15 protein-coding genes are annotated in these 18,501 nt (G+C 71.5%); 5 read left to right on the top strand and 10 right to left on the bottom strand.

The window, feature by feature from the left end:
• Both AWX74_RS34985 and AWX74_RS34980 read left to right on the top strand, forming a co-directional pair.
• Window positions 1-354, top strand: a 354-nt coding sequence (locus tag AWX74_RS34985; protein ID WP_131799526.1) for a cytochrome P450, incomplete at its 5' end; no start/stop codon positions are given.
• 77 nt (window positions 355-431) lie between these two features.
• A complete protein-coding gene (locus AWX74_RS34980) occupies window positions 432-1,601 on the top strand; it encodes an oxidoreductase family protein (protein WP_091285585.1) in 1,170 nt (389 codons plus the stop codon).
• A gap of 188 nt (window positions 1,602-1,789) precedes the next feature.
• Here the strand turns inward: AWX74_RS34980 and AWX74_RS34975 are convergent, their stop codons facing one another.
• From AWX74_RS34975 to AWX74_RS34960, 4 genes are all read right to left on the bottom strand, one after another.
• Complete coding sequence (locus AWX74_RS34975) at window positions 1,790-3,241, bottom strand: aldehyde dehydrogenase (RefSeq protein WP_091285583.1); 1,452 nt, start codon at window positions 3,239-3,241, stop codon at window positions 1,790-1,792.
• A complete protein-coding gene (locus tag AWX74_RS34970; protein WP_091285581.1) occupies window positions 3,238-4,341 on the bottom strand; it encodes an NAD(P)-dependent alcohol dehydrogenase in 1,104 nt (367 codons plus the stop codon). The genes AWX74_RS34975 and AWX74_RS34970 overlap by 4 nt, the downstream gene beginning before the upstream one ends.
• A 275-nt stretch (window positions 4,342-4,616) precedes the next feature.
• Window positions 4,617-5,189: a TetR/AcrR family transcriptional regulator gene (locus AWX74_RS34965; RefSeq protein WP_114476450.1), complete on the bottom strand. Its 573-nt coding sequence runs from the start codon at window positions 5,187-5,189 to the stop codon at window positions 4,617-4,619.
• Window positions 5,190-5,255: 66 nt separating this feature from the next.
• Window positions 5,256-5,717 carry a cupin domain-containing protein gene (locus AWX74_RS34960; RefSeq protein ID WP_091285575.1) on the bottom strand — a complete coding sequence of 154 codons (462 nt, stop codon included), beginning with the start codon at window positions 5,715-5,717 and terminating at the stop codon, window positions 5,256-5,258.
• 259 nt (window positions 5,718-5,976) lie between these two features.
• On the opposite strand from AWX74_RS34960, the gene AWX74_RS34955 reads away from it, so the two are divergent.
• Window positions 5,977-8,133, top strand: a complete 2,157-nt coding sequence (locus AWX74_RS34955) for a DNA polymerase (protein WP_091285597.1) — start codon at window positions 5,977-5,979, stop codon at window positions 8,131-8,133.
• 72 nt (window positions 8,134-8,205) lie between these two features.
• On the opposite strand, the gene AWX74_RS34950 is transcribed toward AWX74_RS34955, so the two are convergent.
• The gene (locus tag AWX74_RS34950) at window positions 8,206-9,402 is read right to left on the bottom strand and encodes an ABC transporter substrate-binding protein (protein ID WP_242666563.1); all 1,197 of its coding nucleotides are present in this window, start codon (window positions 9,400-9,402) and stop codon (window positions 8,206-8,208) included.
• A gap of 458 nt (window positions 9,403-9,860) precedes the next feature.
• On the bottom strand, window positions 9,861-11,063 hold the full coding sequence (locus AWX74_RS34945) for an ABC transporter substrate-binding protein (RefSeq protein WP_226930840.1): 1,203 nt from the start codon (window positions 11,061-11,063) through the stop codon (window positions 9,861-9,863).
• A 638-nt stretch (window positions 11,064-11,701) separates the two neighbouring features.
• Between AWX74_RS34945 and AWX74_RS34940 the strand changes: the two genes are divergently transcribed.
• Window positions 11,702-13,147: an acetyl-CoA hydrolase/transferase family protein gene (locus tag AWX74_RS34940; protein ID WP_091285564.1), complete on the top strand. Its 1,446-nt coding sequence runs from the start codon at window positions 11,702-11,704 to the stop codon at window positions 13,145-13,147.
• Here AWX74_RS34940 and AWX74_RS34935 read toward each other — a convergent pair.
• The 3 genes from AWX74_RS34935 to AWX74_RS41815 form a co-directional block, all read right to left on the bottom strand.
• Entirely contained in the window at window positions 13,075-14,043 is a 969-nt protein-coding gene (locus AWX74_RS34935) for a TIGR03621 family F420-dependent LLM class oxidoreductase (RefSeq protein ID WP_091285560.1), read from the bottom strand. The two genes, AWX74_RS34940 and AWX74_RS34935, sit on opposite strands and share 73 nt — an antisense overlap.
• Window positions 14,044-14,190: 147 nt before the next feature.
• A complete protein-coding gene (locus AWX74_RS34930; RefSeq protein ID WP_091285556.1) occupies window positions 14,191-15,228 on the bottom strand; it encodes a hypothetical protein in 1,038 nt (345 codons plus the stop codon).
• 197 nt (window positions 15,229-15,425) lie between these two features.
• Window positions 15,426-15,725, bottom strand: a complete 300-nt coding sequence (locus AWX74_RS41815; RefSeq protein WP_226930838.1) for a hypothetical protein — start codon at window positions 15,723-15,725, stop codon at window positions 15,426-15,428.
• Between the two features lie 356 nt (window positions 15,726-16,081).
• On the opposite strand from AWX74_RS41815, the gene AWX74_RS34920 reads away from it, so the two are divergent.
• Window positions 16,082-16,951: a hypothetical protein gene (locus tag AWX74_RS34920; protein ID WP_091285553.1), complete on the top strand. Its 870-nt coding sequence runs from the start codon at window positions 16,082-16,084 to the stop codon at window positions 16,949-16,951.
• Window positions 16,952-17,086: 135 nt separating this feature from the next.
• Here AWX74_RS34920 and AWX74_RS34915 read toward each other — a convergent pair whose 3' ends face one another.
• The gene (locus AWX74_RS34915; protein WP_091285550.1) at window positions 17,087-18,421 is read right to left on the bottom strand and encodes an ABC transporter substrate-binding protein; all 1,335 of its coding nucleotides are present in this window, start codon (window positions 18,419-18,421) and stop codon (window positions 17,087-17,089) included.
• Between the last annotated feature and the right edge of the window lie 80 nt (window positions 18,422-18,501).

Here is an 18,501-nt window from a genome sequence, read left to right as displayed (position 1 = left end):
TCCCCCGTCAAGCACTTCATGCGCACCGCCACCCGCGACACCACCATCCGCGGCGTCCCGATCCCCGCCGGCGACGCCGTCCTGCTGTCCTACCCCTCGGCCAACCGCGACGAGGACGTCTTCACCGACCCGCAGACCTTCGACGTCGGCCGCACCCCCAACAAGCACGTCGGCTTCGGCTTCGGCGCCCACTACTGCCTCGGCACCCACCTCGCCCGCCTCGAAGCCCGCGCCCTCTACACCGAACTCGTCCCCCGCCTGCGCGAGGTCGAGCTCGCCGGCACCCCCGAGTACATGCAGACCGTCTTCGTCGGCGGCCCCAAACGGCTCCCGATCCGCTACAAGATCTCCTGACACCACCCGGCCCGGCCGTCGCAGCCCTGGGCGGCCCACACGCCGCCGAACCACAGGGCTGCCGGAGGACACACAGGATGAGCGAGCCGGAAGGTGCTCCGCCGGCGGCGGGCACGGGCCACGTACCGGGCACAGGCAACGGGGCAGGCGTGGACGACGTGGCGTGGATCGTCGACGACCCACACCACGTCACACCACAGTGGATGACCGCCGCGTTACGCCGCGGCGGCACGGACACCGAGATCACCGCCCTGCGCCACGAACCCGTCGGCAGCGGCCAGCTCAGCTCCAGCTACCGCTTCCACCTCACCGCCGCACCAGACGCAACCGACCCCGCGCCGCCGTCGGTGGTCCTCAAACTCGCCGCCGGCACCCCCGCCGGACGCGCCCAGATCGCACCCGGCTACCGCAGCGAGGTCGGCTACTACCGCAGCTTCGCCACCGGCGCGCAGATCCGCGTCCCCCGCTGCTGGAGCGCCGACATCACCACCGACGGCCACAGCTTCACCCTCGTCCTCGAGGACGCACACCCGTCCCGGCCCGGCTCCCAGGTCCACGGCGCCACCCCCACCCAGGCCCACGCCGCGATCCGCAACCTCGCCGGCCTGCACGCCCCCTTCTGGGGCCAGGAGGGTCTGCGTGACACCGCCAGCTGGCTGCGCCACAGCGACGAGGCCGCCATCGGCTTCTTCGGCGAGCTGTTCGCGACGGCCGCCGGGCCCTTCGTCGACCGCTTCGGCCCGGACCTCTCCCCCAGCGACCTCGACACCCTCCACCGCACAGCCGATCTGTTCGGCCGCTGGGGCAGCCACATCGGCGGCCGGCACAGCCTGATCCACGGGGACTACCGGCTCGACAACCTGCTCTTCTCCGAAGCCACCGACGGGCTGCCCACCGAGGTCATGGCGGTCGACTGGCAGTCGCTCGAGATCGGCTTCCCCGGCCGCGACGTCGCCTACTTCCTCGCCACCGCCCTCACCCCGGAGCTTCGCCGGTCACACGAGAAGGCACTGGTCCGCGCCTACCACGACCGTCTCGCCGAGATCGGGGTGCCGGACTATCCGTTCGAGGCGTCCTTCCACGACTACCGCCTCGGGACCCTTCAGGCACCGCTGATCACCGTTCTCGGCGCCGTCTACGCCACGAACGAGCCCACCGAGAACTCCCACCGGATGTTCCTCTCGATGATCACGAACGCGTGTGCGGCGATCCGCGATCTGGGCACCCTCGACCTGCTCGCCGCCTGACAGCCCAGCCCCTTCCCCACAAGAGGGGCATAAAAGGCGCAAATTCGCCTGGCAACCCGCAAGAACGAAGGATTCTGGTCGTCGGAACGACCAGAATCGTTCACTCTTGCGACTCGCCAAACGCGCCAGGCGGCGTTCACCCGCGGTTCGGGCCGGCGGTGAACGCCGCCGGCCCGAACCCGGATCAGCTATCCGAACGGCAGCACGACCGTGCGGGTCTCCAGGTAGGCCTCGACACCCTCGGGGCCCATCTCCCGCCCGACCCCGGACTGCCGAAAACCGCCGAAAGGACTGCGCGGCTCGACGATCGCGACCGAGTTGACCGCACAGGTACCGGTGCGGATCCGGCTGGCCAACGCCACCCCGCGGGCGACATCGGCGGTCCAGACCGAGCCGGACAGCCCGTAGTCCGAGTCGTTGGCGATCGCGACCGCCTCGTCGTCATCGTGGTAGCGGATCGCCGTCACCACCGGCCCGAAGATCTCCTCACGGGCGATCCGGCTGGCGTTGTCGACATCGGCGAACAGGGTCGGCTCGACATAGTGGCCGGCGTCCAGCCCGGCCGGACGGCCGCCACCGACGACGAGCCGGGCGCTGCTGGCCCGTCCGTCGGCGAGATAGCCCTCGACCCGGTCACGCTGCCGCGCCGAAACCAGCGGGCCGATCGCGGTAGCCATGTCGCTCGGGTCACCGACGGTCAGACCGCGGATGTGGTCGGCGAGCGCGTCGATGACCTCGTCGTACCGCGACGCCGGCACCAGGATGCGGCTCTGCGCCGCGCACACCTGCCCGTTGTTCTGCAACCCCGAGTCGAGCAGCTGCGGGACGACGGTCGCGAGATCCGCGTCGTCGAGGATGACACCGGCCGACTTGCCGCCCAGCTCCAGCGTGACACGCTTCATCAGCTCACCGCAGGTGGCCCCGACCGTCCGGCCCGCCGCGCTGCTGCCCGTGAACGACACCTTGTCCACACCCGGATGCCCGACCAGATACCGGCCGAGCTCCGCGCCGCCGGGCAGGATGCTCACCAGCCCCGGCGGGACGTCCGCCGCGAGCAGCACCTCGGCCAGCAGGAACGAGCTGGCCGGCGCCTCCGGCGGCGGCTTCAGGATGATCGGGGCGCCCGCCGCGAGCGCCGCCCCGAGCTTCATGCACGACAGGAAGATCGGCACGTTCCACGGCACGATTCCCACCGCGACCCCGACCGGGACCTTCTGGATCAGGCAGCGCCCCATCAGCCCGGGGCGCTCCTGCTCGAAGGGGAAGCTCTCGGCGACGTCCGCGAAGCCCTCGATGACCATGGCGGAACCGATGGCCTGCCCGAACAGCGAGAACGCCGCCGGCGAGCCCATCTCGTCGGTGATGATCCCGGCGAGCTCCTCGGCCCGGGCCTGCAGCCCCGCCGACACCTTCCGGATCAGCTCCGCGCGTTCCTTGCCGGCTCCCGGTGACCAGATGCTGCCCGCCAGCGCCGCCGACGCCGCGGCGATCGCGGCGTCGGCGTCGGCACGGGTCGCCTCGGGAACAGTGGCGACGAGGTGCCCGTCGTGCGGCGAGTGGACCTCGATCCGCCCGGAGCCGGCGGGCTGGCGCCAGACGCCGCCGACGAGAAGCTGGTCGCGTTCGATGACGGTGGTCATGCGGAGGCCTCCGACGGGAGCAGGACCGGCTTGACGACCTTGCCGGAAAGGGACGCCTCCTCCGCGGCGTTGATCTCCGCCAGCGGGAAGGTCTCGATCAGCCGGTCGAACGGGAACCGGCCGGCGCGCCACAGCTCGATCAGCCGCGGGATCACCACCTGCGGATCGGCACCGCCCTCCAGGATGTTGGAGAGCCGCTTGCCGAGCAGCGTGATCGTGTCGAAGGTGATCGGCTCGGTCTGGATGCCCACCATCCCGCAGTGCCCGCCGGCGCGCAGCGCGCCCACGGCGTTGCCGATCACGGTCGGGTTGCCGGTGGTGTCGAAGGTGTAGTCGGCACCACCGCCGGTCAGCGCCTGGATCTGGGACACCAGATCCGCGCTGCGACCGTCCAGGGTGTGGGTCGCACCGAGCTCGACGGCGAGATCCAGCCGGTGCTGGTGCAGGTCCACCGCGATGATCGGGTCGGCGCCGGCGACCTTCGCCGCCATCACCGCCGCGAGCCCCACCGCCCCGGCGCCGAACACCACGAAGCTGGCACCCGCGCGGACGTCCAGGTCGACGAGCACGGAGCCCGCGCCGGTGAGGATGCCGCAACCGAGCGGCCCCAGCTTCTCCAGCGGCAGATCACGGTCGACGACCACCACCCCGCGCTCGGCCGCGACGCAGTACGTGGCGAACGAGGACTGGCCGAACCAGCGCGAGGCGATCTCGCCGCCGGCCGCGTCACGCACACCGGTGGTGCCGTCGAGACGCCGGCCGAAGAAGTTGCGGAACAGGAACAGGTCACAGTAGGGCGGCACCCCGCGCTGACAGCTCGCGCACTCGCCGCACGAGTCGAAGGACAGCACCACGTGGTCGCCCACCGACACCCGGGTCACCCCGTCACCGACCGCCTCGACCACCCCGGAACCCTCGTGCCCGGTGATGACCGGCGGCTGCGCCGGCGACCTCTCCTCACGCGGCACGACGTCCGTGTGGCACATGCCCGCGCCGACGACCCGGACGAGGACCTCCCCCGGCCCCGGCGGGTCGAGCTCGACCTCCTCCAGGGCGTAGGGGCCGTCCGCCTGCCGCAGCACCGCCGCGGTCACCTTCATCCGGCACTCCCGTTCTTCAAGGTCAGCAGTTCAAGATCAGTGATTCACCGATCGGCCTGTCGAGATCAGCGCGTCCAGGGCCGGTGCGCCGAGGAGGCGACGAGGCGACGGGCTCACCGGGCAGCGGACCTGCCGGCTGCCGGGAACACCGCAACAGCGATGCGCGAAACCCTAAGGCACAGATCTACATGTTTCAACCGATCGTGGACTCAACAGGAGGTGGGCCGACAACCACTCCAGGCCCAGCGAGAGCAACAAATGTATAGATATTTTGGCTACGCCACGTGGTGGTCGAGGCAGGCATGCAGGAAGACACCCAGGTCCTCGTCGGAACGCAGCTGGGTGGTCTCGTCGAGCAGCAGCGACTGCAGCAGCCGCACCATGTGCTCGGCGAGCGCCGCCCGGGCCCGCTCGTCCAGGTCGAGAGCGATCGGCAGCCGGTCGAGCACCGCCAGGGTGAGCCGCGGCGCGTCCGCCGTGGTGATCAGCGCGTCACCGCGGCCCGGCTGCGCGATGAAGGACAGGCCCGGGTCGTTCGGCAACGTCCGGACGCAGTGCAGCATCAGCCGGACGAGCGCGTCCCGGGGATCGTCGACGCCGGTGAGGCTCGCGGCCATCCCGACCACCAGCGCCTCCACACCCTGCTCCGCGACAGCCTCGAACAGGGCCCGCCTGGTCGGGAAGTAGCGGTAGACCGTCTGGCGGGTGACCCCGACGCGCCGGGCGACCTTCGCCAGGTCCGAGCCGGTCCCATCGACCTCGATACAGGCCCTGGCCGCGGCGACGATCCGGGCGGCGGCCTCCTCGTCCGTCGCCGGCGGATCCCCGGCCCAGCCACCTCTGTGCACCCCACACAGCGTAGGCGGACACCGCGGAACAGACCCGAAGGAACCGGCAGCCCCGCGCGGGGCGGGTCAGCCCGGGGTGTCCAGCAGCTCGAAGTCGGCGAAGTCGAACCCGGGCGCCACCACGCAGCCGACCAGAACGTGTTCCGCACCGGCCGGCCGGGCGGTCTGCCAGACGTTCGCGGGCACCAGGTGCTGTACCCGCTCGGCGCCGCCCACCGCCGGCTCCGGCCCCAGTCGGTACCCGGTCGTCGCGCCCGGGGCGTCCTGCGTCCCGCCCTCGGTCAGCAGCAGTGCTCCGCCGCCCTGCCAGAACCACAGCTCGTCCGAGCGCACCCGGTGCCAGTGCGAGACCTCCCCCGGCAGCAGCAGGAAGGAGATCGCGGTCGCCACCGGCCGTACCCCGCCATGCGCGTCGAGCTCGAGCGGTGACTGCCAGGTCCGCCGGTACCACCCGCCCTCCGGATGCGGCTGCAGACCGAGAGCCTCGATCAGCGGATGCGGCACGGGCACCGGGCGCGGTTCAGCCATGCCGTCATCCTGCATCGGGCACCGCCACACCACACCGCTGGCGTCCGCGACACCTGCAACCCGTCGTACCACCGCATCGCCGTGCCGTTCTGTCGTCCGCCGCCACTCTTCAAGATCGACAATACGCACCGGCGGCCGTCAACAGTGTTGATTATCTTGACGATTGACGGGCTGGCGCCACCACCCCGCCGACAGGGCTGTGCGACTGTGGACGCGCCGGAGGAGCGCGTCCACAGAGGAGCCTGACGTGGTGGACCCGATGCCGCGCCCCGGCGCGGTCGAGGTGCTGCGAGCGGCGGGGGTTGGCCGGGGCACGCCGGTCGCGGTGGTGGCCGTCCCCGGGGTCGGGGTCGCGCTGGCGCACGCGGACACCGGCTGGGCCTGGCCGGCGCAGGCCGCGGCCGTCCTGGCCGAGGTGGAGTCGGCCCTGGCGCCCCGCTGGGTGTGGTGGTCGGCGCATGGCGGTGGGACACCGCTGACCGGGCCACCCGACGCCCCCGGCAGGGCCACCGTGACCGCTGCGACCGCTGCGACCGGTGTGAGCGGCCTCCCCGGCGGTGCCGGTACGGCCGGGGGCAGCGGCGGCGCCTCCGGTTGGCGAGGGTCGGGGGCGACCGGCCGGCGGCGCGCCCCCGCGCAGTGCTGGGACCTGGCCGCGGTCCATCGGCTCCTGCACGGCGGCGGGCGGGATGACCCGGGCGTGGTGTGGGCCGCGGCCCGTGGGCTCGCGGCACCGCCACCGCCACCGCGGGTCCGGCGTGACGGCCAGCTCGACCTGCTCGCTGCCCTCGAGGACGACCCCCGGGAGCGCCCGGGCTCCCAGGGCCCCCGCGCGCCGGACGCACCGCGCGACGCTCCCGCGGGGGACCGGCGGGACGCACCTGCGGGAGACCCGCGGGAGGCGTGGCCGGCCGGCGGGCGACCGGAGGACCCGGTCGGGCCCGACGGCCAGCTCCGGCCGGTCTGGGTCCAGGAGACGCTGCTCGGCCTCGCGCCGGGTGGTCTGGCGACCAGGCTGGAACGGGCGGCCCGGTTCGCGCGGCTGGCGCTGACCGTGCGGGCGGCGCAGGAGCGGGCGCTGCGCGCGCTGGCCGACCCGCGGGCCCGTCCGTCCGGACTCCCGCTCGCGGTGCTGACCGCGCGGGCGGAGTCGGGCGCCGAGCTGCTCGCCCATGAGCTGTGGCGGTACGGCCTGCCGGTGGACCGCCCGACCGCCGAGGCGACGATCGCCGGCCTCGTCGGCCCACGGCCCCGGGACGAGGCCGGCCAACTGGCCGCGCGGCGGGCCCGCGACGCTCCGGTGCTGCGCCACCTCGGCGGCTCCGTCGATCTGCGCAACCCTGCCTCCGTCCGGGCCGGGCTCGCCGCGGTCGGCATCGACGTGCCCGACACCCGGTCGTGGCGGCTGACCGCCCTGCGTGCGGCGCACCCGGCGGTAGACGCCCTGCTGGTCTGGCGCCGGGCCGAACGGGTCGCGACCACCTACGGTTTCCGCTGGCTCGACGAGCACGTCGGGGCCGACGGCCGGCTGCGCGGTGAGTGGCGCGGCAGCGACGGCGCCGCCGGGCGGATGACGGCCGCCGCCGGGCTGCACAACCTGCCGGCCGACCTGCGGGTCGTGGTGGTCGCCGAGCCCGGCCACCAGTTCGTTCGGGCCGACCTCGGCCAGATCGAGCCGCGGGTGCTGGCGGTCGTCTCCGGTGACCGGGAGCTCGCCGCGGCGACCGGGCAGGACGACCTGTACGCGCCGGTCGCGGCCCGGCTCGGCGTCGACCGGCCCACGGCGAAGGTCGCGGTTCTCGCGGCGATGTACGGGCAGACCTCCGGCACCGCGGGCCAGGCGCTGCGCCAGATGCGCCGCTCCTACCCGGTCGCGCTCGCCTACCTCGACGCGGCCGAGTCGGCCGGCCGTGCGGCGGCGCGGGGCGGCTCCGACGGGCCGCCGCTGCGCACGTTCGGCGGGCGCCGGCTTCCGCTGCGAACCGGCGCCGCCGGGACTGGCGGCGGCACGCGCTCGGGCACAGCCGCGGTGGCGGGAGTGGACGCGGGCGCCGGCGCGTGGGCCGCGGACGATCGCGGCCCGGACCCGGGAGCCGTCGGCGGCGCCGATCCCGACCGGGCCGCCGCGGCGTGGGGCCGGTTCGCCCGCAACGCCGTCATCCAGGGTTCAGCCGCCGAGCTGTTCAAAGCCTGGGCGGTGACGGTACGCCAGCTGCTCGTGCCGCTGGGCGGCGAGATCGTGCTCTGCCTGCACGACGAGCTGTTGCTGCACGTTCCGACCGCCCGGGCGGTTGAGGCGGTCGCCGCGACCCGCGGGGCCCTGGAGTCGACCGCGGCGTACTGGGCGGCCGGAAGCGACGTCCGCTTCGTCGCGGACATCACCGTCGTCGGGCGGTGGTCCGACGCCAAGTCGTAGTCTGACGCCAGGTCGTGGAAGGTCTGGTATCCCCGGCCGCGGGGATACCAGCACGCGGCCGGGATTACGGGCTCAGGGGGCGCCACCGGTGATCGGATCTCCGCACACCGACGGCTGCTCGACCCCGAAGCCGGTGCCCGCCGTGTTGACCCGCACGAAGGTCAGGCAGCGGGCCGACTGACCGAAACCCTTGGTCAGGTCGACGGGCGCGCCCAGCAGGCCGGCTCCGTCGTAGGCCGAGATCGACCGCAGCGCGGTGAGCACTCCCTGCCGGGTCGGGCAGGATCCGACGGCCTGCAGCCCCCTGATCATCAGGTCGGTGGTGATGTAGGACTCGATCGCGGCCTGCGCATCCGGCGGATCCAGCTCCGGCGCGTAGCGCGCGATCGTGTCGAGATAGGTCTGCTGGGCGACCGTGTCAGCCTCGAAGGGGAGGTAGGCGACGTAGAAGTACGCGCCGGCCATCTTCGCGCCTTTTCGAGCGAGCAACTCGTGGCCGTAGCCGTTGATCCCGAGCCCGACCTTGAGGTCGGCGCCGGCGGAAACCGCCCCCTGGTAGATGTCGACGAAGTCATCGCCGGTCACCGGGGCGAACAGGGCATCGGCACCAGTCTGCCGGACCTGCCGGCCTATGGTCGCCAGTGAGGTCAGCGCCGGTGCGTAGTTGAGGGTTCCCACCACCTCGATCCCGGAGTGCTCGAGGATCGAGGTGATCCGGCCGGCGCCCGCCTGCGAGGTCAGGGAACCAGGGGTCGCGACAATCACCGCCCGCTGGACGCCTTTTGACCTGGCGAACTTCCCGAGGGTGTCGAAGACCACTGACGACGGCATTCGATTGAGATAGCTCACCATGTTGTCGTGGTTCGTCCACGCTGCTTCCGTGGCAAGACCGAACACCGGGACATCGGCCTTGTTCAGGTAGTCGGCCGAGCCGGTGGACACGGTCGTCGCGCTGAAAATACCGAAGACCTGCTCCTTCGCCACGAGGTCCCGCGCCACCGCCAGGTTCACCGACTGGTCCGACTCGTCGTCGCGCAGCTCGTAGACGATCTTACGGCCGTGCACCCCACCGGCTTCGTTCTGGGACAGGATCCGGGCGTCGAAACCGGCGCGGGCGCCGATGACCTGATTGGCCGCGATACCCGTGTCGGACAGGACCAGACCGAGGTTGATCGTGTCGTCGGTGACTCCCGTGACCGGCGCACAGGCGGCCGTCGCCGTCGACTCATCCGGTGCCGAACACCCGACTGCCGCGCCCAGCAAAGCCACGGACAATGCAATGGCCAGGTTCCTCGAGCGGCCCCGGGCCCAGTACGGCCGGCGAGATGGTTTCCACCGGCCGTAAGATCTCCGGTGTGGAGTTGCGATATTTCCGTCGATCACGTCGGCTCCTCACGATACACACTCCCGCCAGTCGGCCCCCAGCCCACCCGCTGGAGCACAAGGATTCGCAGCGCGGCGCATCTCGTCAACTGTTTCGTCACGAGACCGGGAGGGCACCCGCCAACGGATTGATCCAGAATGCGGCGGGATCAACATGGGCGTCACGTGAGCGCCGGAGCGGCGTTACGCGGTTCGCCTTCTCGCCCCGTCGGTTGTCCGGTCGCGCTCTCCTACCCGGCGCCGCCGGGTCGGCCGGCCGCGTGGCGGCGCGGGGCCGATTCGACGGACCGCCGCTGAACACGTTCGACAGGCGCCGGACTGGCCGCCGTCACGACGTCACGACGTCACGAGGTACCGCCGGCGATCTGATCTCCGCACACTGACGGCTGTTCGACGTCGAAGCCCGTGCCCGCGGCATTGGCCCGCACGAAGGTCAGGCAGCGCGCGGACTGGCCGAACCCCTGGGTGAGATCGACCGGCGCGGGCAGCAGCCCGGCACCGTCGTAGTCCGAGATCGACCGCAGCGCGGTGAGCACTCCCTGCCGGGTCGGGCACGGCCCGACCGCCTGCAGCCCCTCGATCAGCAGATCGGCGGTGATGTAGGACTCGATCGCGGCCTGCGCATCCGGCGGATCCAGCTCCGGCGCGTAGCGCGCGATCGCGTCGAGATAGGTCTGCTGGGCGACCGTGTCAGCCTCGAAGGGGAGATACGCGACGTAGAAGTACGCGCCGGCCATCTTCGCGCCCTTCCGGGCCAGCAGCTCGTGACCGTACCCACTGACCCCGAGCCCGACCTTGAGGTCGGCGCCGGCGGCCATCGCGCCCTGGTAGGCGTCGACGAAATCGTCTCCGGTCACCGGGGCGAACATGGCGTCGGCCCCGGTCCGCGCGATCTGGCGGCCGATGGTTGCCGGTGTGGTCAGCGCCGGGGCGTAGTCGACGGTCCCCACCACCTCGATTCCGGAATGCTGGAGAATCGAGGTCATCCTTTCCGCGCCGGCGACGGAGGCGACGGAGGTGCCGGTCGTGAGGATTACCGCGCGCTGGACGCCTTTCGCCTTCGCGAACTTCCCGAGAGTGTCGAAGACCACCGACGAAGGAAAGCGATTGAGATAGCTCACCATGTTGTCGTAGGTGCCCCAGGCCGCTTCCATCGCCAGGCCGAAAACCGGAACCCTGGCGTTGTGCAGGTATTCGGCCGAGCCGGTGGACACACTCGTCGCGCTGAAGACGCCGAAGACGCCCTCCTTCTCCACGAGGTTCTTCGCCGCGGCCAGGTTCTCCGCCTGGTCCGACTGGTCGTCGCGCAGTTCGTAGACAATCTTCCGGCCGTGCACCCCACCGGCCTCGTTCTGGGAGCGCAGCCGTGCGTCGGCGCCGGCACGGGCGCCGATGGCCTGGCTGGCCGCGGTTCCCGTGTCGGAGAGGATCATTCCCAGGTTGATCGTGTCGTCGGTGACTCCCGGGACGGCCGCGCAGGCGGTCGGTGAAGCCGACTCATCCGGCGTGGAACACCCGGCCGTGGCACCCAGCAGAATGACCGACAATGCAATGGCGAGATCCCTGGAGCGACCCCGGGCCCAGTACGGGCGGCGCTGCGGTTTCCAGCGTCCGCAATAACTCCGGTGTGGAGTTGCGGAAACTTCCTCGGTCACGTCGGCTCCTCACGATGCACACTCCCGCCAGTCGGCCCCCAGCCCACCCGCTGGAGGACAAGGATTCGCAGCGCGGGCCGGCGCGTCAACCACTGCTTGGCGGGGCGGTGGGGCGACCGCCTGAACCGACGGATTGATCCAGGTGAATGTGGGTGGAGCCACAGGCCGGACGGACCCGACTGACCGACCGTTCGGGTCGCCTGCGCGGCCGACGGAGTGACGTAGGCGGCACGGTCAGCCACCTTGCGGCGCACCGGGCTCGCCGGCCGCCGGCACCAGGCACGCTGCCCGAATTCCCGGTCTCACGGCACGTCCGCGATTGCACTCCATTCATCATGTGGCCGCCACCGATAACGCCCGAGCGCATTCCCGGGCCACCGCCGCACGGGCACCCCAGGAGGGATCCATGGGGGGCTCCATGGGCATCTGGTGGGTACGGAATGTGCCGGCAATGGGTTACCAGTGGGTACATCGGCGGTCCGCTGGACCCGGCACCGGCCGCCGCCCGAGCGACCCGCGACAATAGAGACATGCGCAGCGTCGACGAATCGGCCCTTGGCGATCTGGTCGCAGCCCGTCTGGGCGCCCGCGGCAAAGTTGACGAAAACGACAAACGCGGCGAAATCGGCCTCGTCGGCGCAGGTGGCGAGAATCCGCCGATGGTGGTGGCGGCCGGGAACTTCGCGTCACCACTCGTCGCGCTGAGCGCCCTCGACCGGGCGGTCGAGCGCTACCGGCTTTTCGTGCTGAATCCCCAGGTTGGCCTCCCGGAGCGGCCCGGAGTCATTCCGGTGACCCCGTTCGTCGGCCCCGGTATGCGGGGCCGCCCGGCACTCGAATACCTGCCCAGCCGCCTCGGCCTCGTCCCACGCCTGTTCACCGGCGGGTACCGCCCTGATGTCGTCGTGCTGCACACCAGCCGGCCGGTCGGTGGCCGGTTGTCGATGGGTACCGAGGTCAACATTCTGCCCGCCGCCGTCCGGGCCGCCCGGGCCACCGGTGGCCTGGTGATCGCCCAGATCAATCCCCGCATGCCCTACACCTTCGGCGACGGCGAGCTGGACACCGCGTCGGTGGACCTGGCGATCGAGGTCGACATGCCGCTCGTCTCCCCCACCCCGCACCCGCCCGACGACATCCACCAGGAGATCGGCGCCCGCGTCGCCGCTCTCGTCCCCGACGGGGCGACGCTCCAGCTGGGCATCGGTACTGTTCCCGACGCGACCCTCGCGGCGCTCACCGGCCGCCGCGGCCTGCGGGTCTGGACGGAGACCTTCTCCGACGGGCTGCTGGCGCTGGACCAGGCGGCGGCGCTCGACCGGCACGCGCCGATCGTGAGCAGTTTCGTCTTCGGCTCGCAGCAGCTGTACGGCTGGCTCGACCGCAACGAACGGATCCGGTTCCTGCGCACCGAGACCGTCAACGACCCGGCGGTCATCGCCCGCCAGCCCCTGATGACGTCGATCAACACCGCTCTGCAGGTCGACCTGCACGCGCAGGCGAACGCCTCCTACGTCCGCGGGCGGATCTGGTCCGGGTTCGGCGGGCAGCCCGACTTCGTCACGGGCGCCCTGCACGCCGCCGACGGGCAGGCGATCATCGCGCTGCCGAGCTGGCATGCCAGGAGCGCGAGCTCCACCATCGTCGCCGCGCTGTCCGAGCCGACCACCAGCTTTCAGCACAGTCATGTCGTGAGCGAGCACGGCGTGGCCGACATCTGGGGCAGCAGCCTGCGCCAGCAGGCGGACGAACTGATCCGCAACGTCGCGCACCCGGACGCGCGCGACGCGCTCGCCGCCACGTTCGCCGACACGCACACCGACGCACGCGGCGGCGCGCGCGCCGACGTTCACAGCGGCGCGCGCGCCGAGGCCGACCGGCCCCGCCCGTCGGCGTCTGCGCCTCAGCAGTCGGCCAGCCGTTCGACGACCGGTGCCAGCGCCTCGGCGGTCGCACCGAGCGGGGTCGAGAAGTAGCTGATACCGAACCGGTCGCGGACGTCCACGAACTGCGCGCACACCTCGTCGAGGGAGCCGACGAACACCATCGGCGATGCGCGCAGCTCCTCGCGGGTCGGCACGGCACCCACCCCCGTGTCCACCCGCTGCCGAACGAAGCCCTGGTAGAACGACTCGAACTCCTCGTCTGGCTCCGCGCCGACGGTCACGTGCAGCAGCTGGGCGGCAAGCTCCATGTCGGCGAAGCGGTCACCGGCGGCCGCCCGCACCCAGTCGATCTTCTCCAGGTAGGTGTCGGCGCCGAACGGGTCGCGCTCGGGCTCCGCCGGTCCGCCCCGGGAGATCCGCGGCATGATCTGGACGATGTCGGCCTGCCGCCCGGCGACCGACAGCAGCCGCCGGCCACCACCGCCGATCATGATCGGAGGGCGCGGGCGCTGGTGCGGCCGCGGCGTGCCGCGCAGCCCGTCGACCGTGAAGTGCCTGCCCGCGTGATGCAGCGACTCGCCGCCGAACAGGCCCTTCAGGATGACGACGACCTCCTCCAGGCGCTCGATGCGGGCCGGAGCGGGATCGAAGCGCAGGCCCGCCTGCTCGTACTCGGCCCGCATCCAGCCGGCACCGAGGCCGATCTGCAGGCGGCCCTCGGACAGCACGTCGAGCGTCGCCAGTTCCTTCGCCAGAACGGCAGGATGGCGGAAGTCCTGGTTCAGCACGGTCTGCGTGATCCGCAGCGTGGACGTCGCGTCCGCGACCGCCTGCAGCGCGATCAGCGGCGCGAACGGGATCATGAAATGGTCGGCCAGCGCGAAGGTCGAGTAGCCTAAGGCCTCGATGCGCTGGCCGGCCTGGCGCAGCGCGCCGACGTCCGGTGTCCGGCCCGGGCCGGTGTTGAAGCGGAAACGCCGCGCCATCTCTCGAGCACTCCCCTCGCGCGCGGAGCACGTCCCGCCCGCGTGCCTGATCTCGACCACCGTCCCGGTGGACCGCGACGCCCGCCCACCGCGGCTGTCCGCCGCGGCTGTGCACCGCTGCCGCTGTCCACCGCGGCGTCGCGATACTCAGCCTAGAACGGCCGACCTTTCGATCATGCCGTTCGCGGTCTCCCCGTCCCAGCTGTAGCGGGCGAGGGCCTGCTGCAGGTGCAGACGCGAGGCGGAGCCGATGTCGGCGCCCATCGTCGCGAAGGTCGACAGGAATGTCTCGCCCTCGATCGTCGTCTCGCCCCGCGACGTCTCCAGGGTGACGGAGACGTCCCCGCCGCTGGCCCGCAGCTCACGCAGCCAGGGCGCCCGGGTGACCCGCGCCGGGATCAGCTCGCCGTCGCCGTCGAACAGGTAGCCCTCGTTGAACGTGGGCCTGCCGTCGGGGCGCGGCGGGTACAGGCACAGGCCGAACGCCCGGCCGCTCGGGAACAGCGCCGACTGCCAGACATGGCCCCGGAACGCGGCCAGCCGACGGATGCCCGCCCGGCGGATCCGCAGGCCACCGCCGAGCAGGTCGAACACCTCGTCACCGAGGCGCAGCCGCCCCGAGGCCCGGAAGAGCTGTTCGAAGCGGGGCCCGCCCATCAGCGCGCCCTCCTCCTGGGTGGCGAGCACCCGACCGGCCTCCTCCAGCAACGTGCCGCCCTCCCACGGCGGGACGGCGCTGCGCAGGTCCAGGTCGAGCTCGACCGGAACCAGCGGACCGTCGGACGCCCCGCGCCGGTAGCTGCCGTCGATCTGTGCCCCGACCGTGGTCTGCACGGCCAGGCCATCCAGCCGCCCGCGCCAGTGCCGGAACGGCTCGACGAGCTCGTACGACAGCGGCCCGGCACCGAGGATGCGGGGCCGCCCGTCGGCGCCGATCGGATTATGCACCTTGCCGGCGTCGAAGATGTTGAACACCCGGCCGTCGGCGAGCGCGATGTTCACCTGGATGTCGTGGGTCTCCCACTGGTCGCCGACCGCTTCGATGCCGACGCGGGGCAGGCCGAACTCGGCGCCGTCGTCCCAGATCCAGGCGTTGACCGACTCACGCATCTCCGGGTCGTCCGGCTGGCCCGGGAGAACGAACTCGCGCTCCGCGTCAAGGCCGCCTGTCAGGTCGATGGTCACTGTGTTCCTCCCGTGGCGCACGGCGGCGGGCCGCACGGCAGGTCCATCCACCCGGCGGGACGCCATAACTTCACAAGTCTGATCGACAAAGTTGGCGCCAGTATCGTGTCATCGGCGGGCACTGCATTGCAATACTGCAACGATAGGCAGATGGCGGCGGGATGCGGGAGGGGCCGAGAGTGGCCTGGGGCAGGGCGCTACGAGCCGTTGCCGCCTTCGCGATCCCGACCGGCTTCCGCCGTGGTGCCGTCGGCGGCGGCCTCGCCAGCGGTCTCGTCGACCACCTCGACGGCGGATCCGGAGGCGGACCCGGAGGCCGCCTCGGCGTACCGGGTGACCAGCCGCGCCCTGACCTCGTCCGGGGTGTACGCGCGCCGGGAGCGCTCCGCGCGCGCCACCGCGGCACCCCCGGCCGCGACCCCCACGAGGCCGGCCAGCCCGAGCGCCTTCCACCAACGGCCGCGCGCCACGCCGAGGGACAGCTTCCATCTCGTCATGCGCTCAGGCTACGGAGGGAGCACCCCCGGGCCGGCTGACGGACAGGCATCCAGACGCGCCGCCACTGCCGCCCGACAAGCCCCGAGGAATATGGCCGGCCGAGCGCCCGTCACAGAGTCCCGAGCCTCGGACCGCCGCTGCCGCCGCCGCCTCCACGCAAGAAGTGATGATTCTGGCTGCGACAGCAACGGACATCCTCACTTCTTGCGGATTACCAAGGGACTCTCTGCCCGATTTCTCCATATCGGTCTGATCTGGCGGCGCAGTGCGGCGGCGTGGGGTCCCCGGCGGGTCGGCCTGTGGCGGGTGTGACGCCTACCGCCAGGTCCTGGCCGGCGAGCTCTAGGCTGGTGTCATGGGCGGCCGACCCCTGACCCTCGACGACGCCGTGGAGCTCACCCGCACCGGCGACGTGTGGATCTTCCGCGGCCGCAGCACCATGGACCGCGCGATCCAGCTCACGACCAACAGCCCGGTGAACCATGTCGGGATGGCCGTCGTCCTCGACGACCTTCCGCCGCTGATGTGGCACGCGGAGCTGGGTCGTTCCCTGCACGACGTGTGGGCCGGCGGTCACCATCGCGGAGTACAGCTGCACGACCTGCGCGAGGCCGTCGTCGTCTGGGGCAACCGGTACGGCCAGCGGGCCTGGCTGCGCCAGCTCGAGCCGACCGTCGACCGGGCGGCCGAGGACGCCGTGCTGCGGACGGTCGCCCGGCTCGACGGCACCCCGTTCCCGTCGACGGCACGGCTCGCGGGGCGGTGGCTCGCCGGCCGGGCACCACGGCCGCGCCGGCCCGGTGCCGGCAACGCAGCGGGTCCGTCACCGGAGGTCGACATCGCCTCGCCGGCGACGGTCGTCCCGCCGGAGACAGGCACCTCTCTGGAGGCAGGCATCCCGCCGGAGACGGGCTTCCCCACCGCGCCAGGCGCCTCCACGCCGACCCGCGCGTCGCGGGTGCTGGGTGTCCTGCGGGGAGCCCGGCTGGTGAAGGCCCGGGCCGAGCCTTCACCAGCCGGTCTGGAGTCCGCCTACTGCGCCGAGGTCGTGGCCGTCACCTACGAGGCGATGGGGCTGCTGCCGCCGGGGCGCCGGCCGAACTGGTACGACCCCGGGCGTTTCTGGAGCGGCGACGACCTGCCGCTGACCGCGGGTTACCGCCTGAGCGACGAGATCGCCGTCGAGATCCCGGCCGGGCCCCCACCGCGGACCTCGCGCGGCTGACCGAAAACGCCGCACGGCCCACGCGCCTGCTGACTGCGCGTGGGCCGTGCGGCGGCTTGGCCGTTCCGGACCCGAGATGTTGTTCATCCGGCCGGCATGCTGCCGGGTTGCTGCTTGCTGCTTGCCGCTTGCTGCCTACTTGAAGGTGCTCAGCGTCGGCTCGGTCCAGGTGTCGTCCTTGGCGGGCCAGCAGACGAACGGCTTGTCCTTCGTGCCACCGACCAGCTGGAACTTGCCGTTCTTCACCTGGACCAGCGCCCGACACACCTGCTTGTAACCGTGGGTGATCGGGTCCGCCTTGGTGGCCGGCACGTGCTGACGCGACCAGTCGACGGGGAAGACGAGACCGCCGGCGGTGTAGTCCGTCAGCTTGTTGGTGGCGGAGATCACCGCCTCCCGGGTCGGGTTCTTCCCAGCCGCGAGAATGCCCTGGTAGGCAAGGTCCGCGTTGATCCAGCCGTACATGGCCATCTCGTCGAGCTCCCCACCCTCCTTCTCGATCCACTTGCGGAAGGCGGCCATCGAGCTGTCGCCGTCACTGGCCTCGAAGGGGCGGAAGGCAACGCTCATGTAGTCGCCCTCGAAAAGGCCATCGGCGTCGGTGACGAACTTCTGGTTGTAGGAGTTCAGGTGGTACATGGGAATGTTGTCCATGCCCTGCCGCTTGAGCTCCTGGGCCAGCGTCTTCATGCCGTTGAGGTCCAGGCAGGTCATGATGATCTCGGCGCCGGCCTTCTTCATGGCCGTGACCTCGGGGCCGACCCCGTTCGCGAGACCGAAGGCCAGCGAGTCGTTCTTGTAGACGATCTCCTGGCCGGTGGTGGCCTTGTAGCGGTCGACCGTGTCGGTGATCTGGCTGACGCACTGCTTGGAGTTGTCGGTCACGCCGTAGCCGAGCGCCGCGATCTTCTTGACGCCCGCCAGCTTGGCCACGTAGGTGAACGTGCGGTCCATGCAGTCCAGGCAGGGCGGCGCCGAGTTGCCGAAGATCGAGTCCTTGCCGGTCATCTCCGCCGGGTGGATGGCCCACCCGTACAGCGGGACGCCCGCGTCGGAGAACTCGCTCCAGCCGGTGGCGAGCTGGGTGGCGCTGAAGGTGGCGAAGGTGTCGTTCGCCGAGACGATCTCGACGGCCCGCTGCTTGTTCTGCCCGAGCTGGTCGTCGACCTCCTTGCTCACGACGAGCTTGCGGCCGTTCACCCCGCCCTCGCTGTTGCGGTACGCGAAGTACGCGTTGATGCCCTCGAGGAAGCACTCGTGCAGACAGTTGCCCAGCGGGTTGTTCGTCTTCGTGCCGAGCACGGAGAACCTGATCTCCGTGCTGGTCACGCCAGGCGCGCTGGCGCTGTTCCCGCCCGTGCTGGCAGAGCTGTCCGGCTTACCGCTGGAGTTGGAGCACGCCGCAGCCACCAGGCCGAGCACCACAAGCAGCACGGCCACGGCGCGCAGGCGTCCGGGGCGAAGGTTCATCGGTAGTTCTTCCTTCGTAGATGTGCTCAACCTGATAACGGCAGAGCGGACGGTGAGCTGATGACCCAACCGCGGGTCAG

It is taken from the genome of Parafrankia irregularis, assembly GCF_001536285.1.
GTDB classification, from domain to species: Bacteria; Actinomycetota; Actinomycetes; order Frankiales; family Frankiaceae; genus Parafrankia; species Parafrankia irregularis.
Note: the sequence above shows the minus strand (reverse complement) of the source record. Positions and strands in the feature narration are given on the sequence as shown.

Coding starts and splice junctions, on each gene's coding strand:
- AWX74_RS34980 (WP_091285585.1), top strand. CDS start 432: ATGAGCGAGCCGGAAGGTGCTCCGCCGGCGGCGGGCACGGGCCACGTA.
- AWX74_RS34975 (WP_091285583.1), bottom strand. CDS start 3,241: ATGACCACCGTCATCGAACGCGACCAGCTTCTCGTCGGCGGCGTCTGG.
- AWX74_RS34970 (WP_091285581.1), bottom strand. CDS start 4,341: ATGAAGGTGACCGCGGCGGTGCTGCGGCAGGCGGACGGCCCCTACGCC.
- AWX74_RS34960 (WP_091285575.1), bottom strand. CDS start 5,717: ATGGCTGAACCGCGCCCGGTGCCCGTGCCGCATCCGCTGATCGAGGCT.
- AWX74_RS34955 (WP_091285597.1), top strand. CDS start 5,977: ATGCCGCGCCCCGGCGCGGTCGAGGTGCTGCGAGCGGCGGGGGTTGGC.
- AWX74_RS34940 (WP_091285564.1), top strand. CDS start 11,702: ATGCGCAGCGTCGACGAATCGGCCCTTGGCGATCTGGTCGCAGCCCGT.
- AWX74_RS34935 (WP_091285560.1), bottom strand. CDS start 14,043: ATGGCGCGGCGTTTCCGCTTCAACACCGGCCCGGGCCGGACACCGGAC.
- AWX74_RS41815 (WP_226930838.1), bottom strand. CDS start 15,725: ATGACGAGATGGAAGCTGTCCCTCGGCGTGGCGCGCGGCCGTTGGTGG.
- AWX74_RS34920 (WP_091285553.1), top strand. CDS start 16,082: ATGGGCGGCCGACCCCTGACCCTCGACGACGCCGTGGAGCTCACCCGC.
- AWX74_RS34915 (WP_091285550.1), bottom strand. CDS start 18,421: ATGAACCTTCGCCCCGGACGCCTGCGCGCCGTGGCCGTGCTGCTTGTG.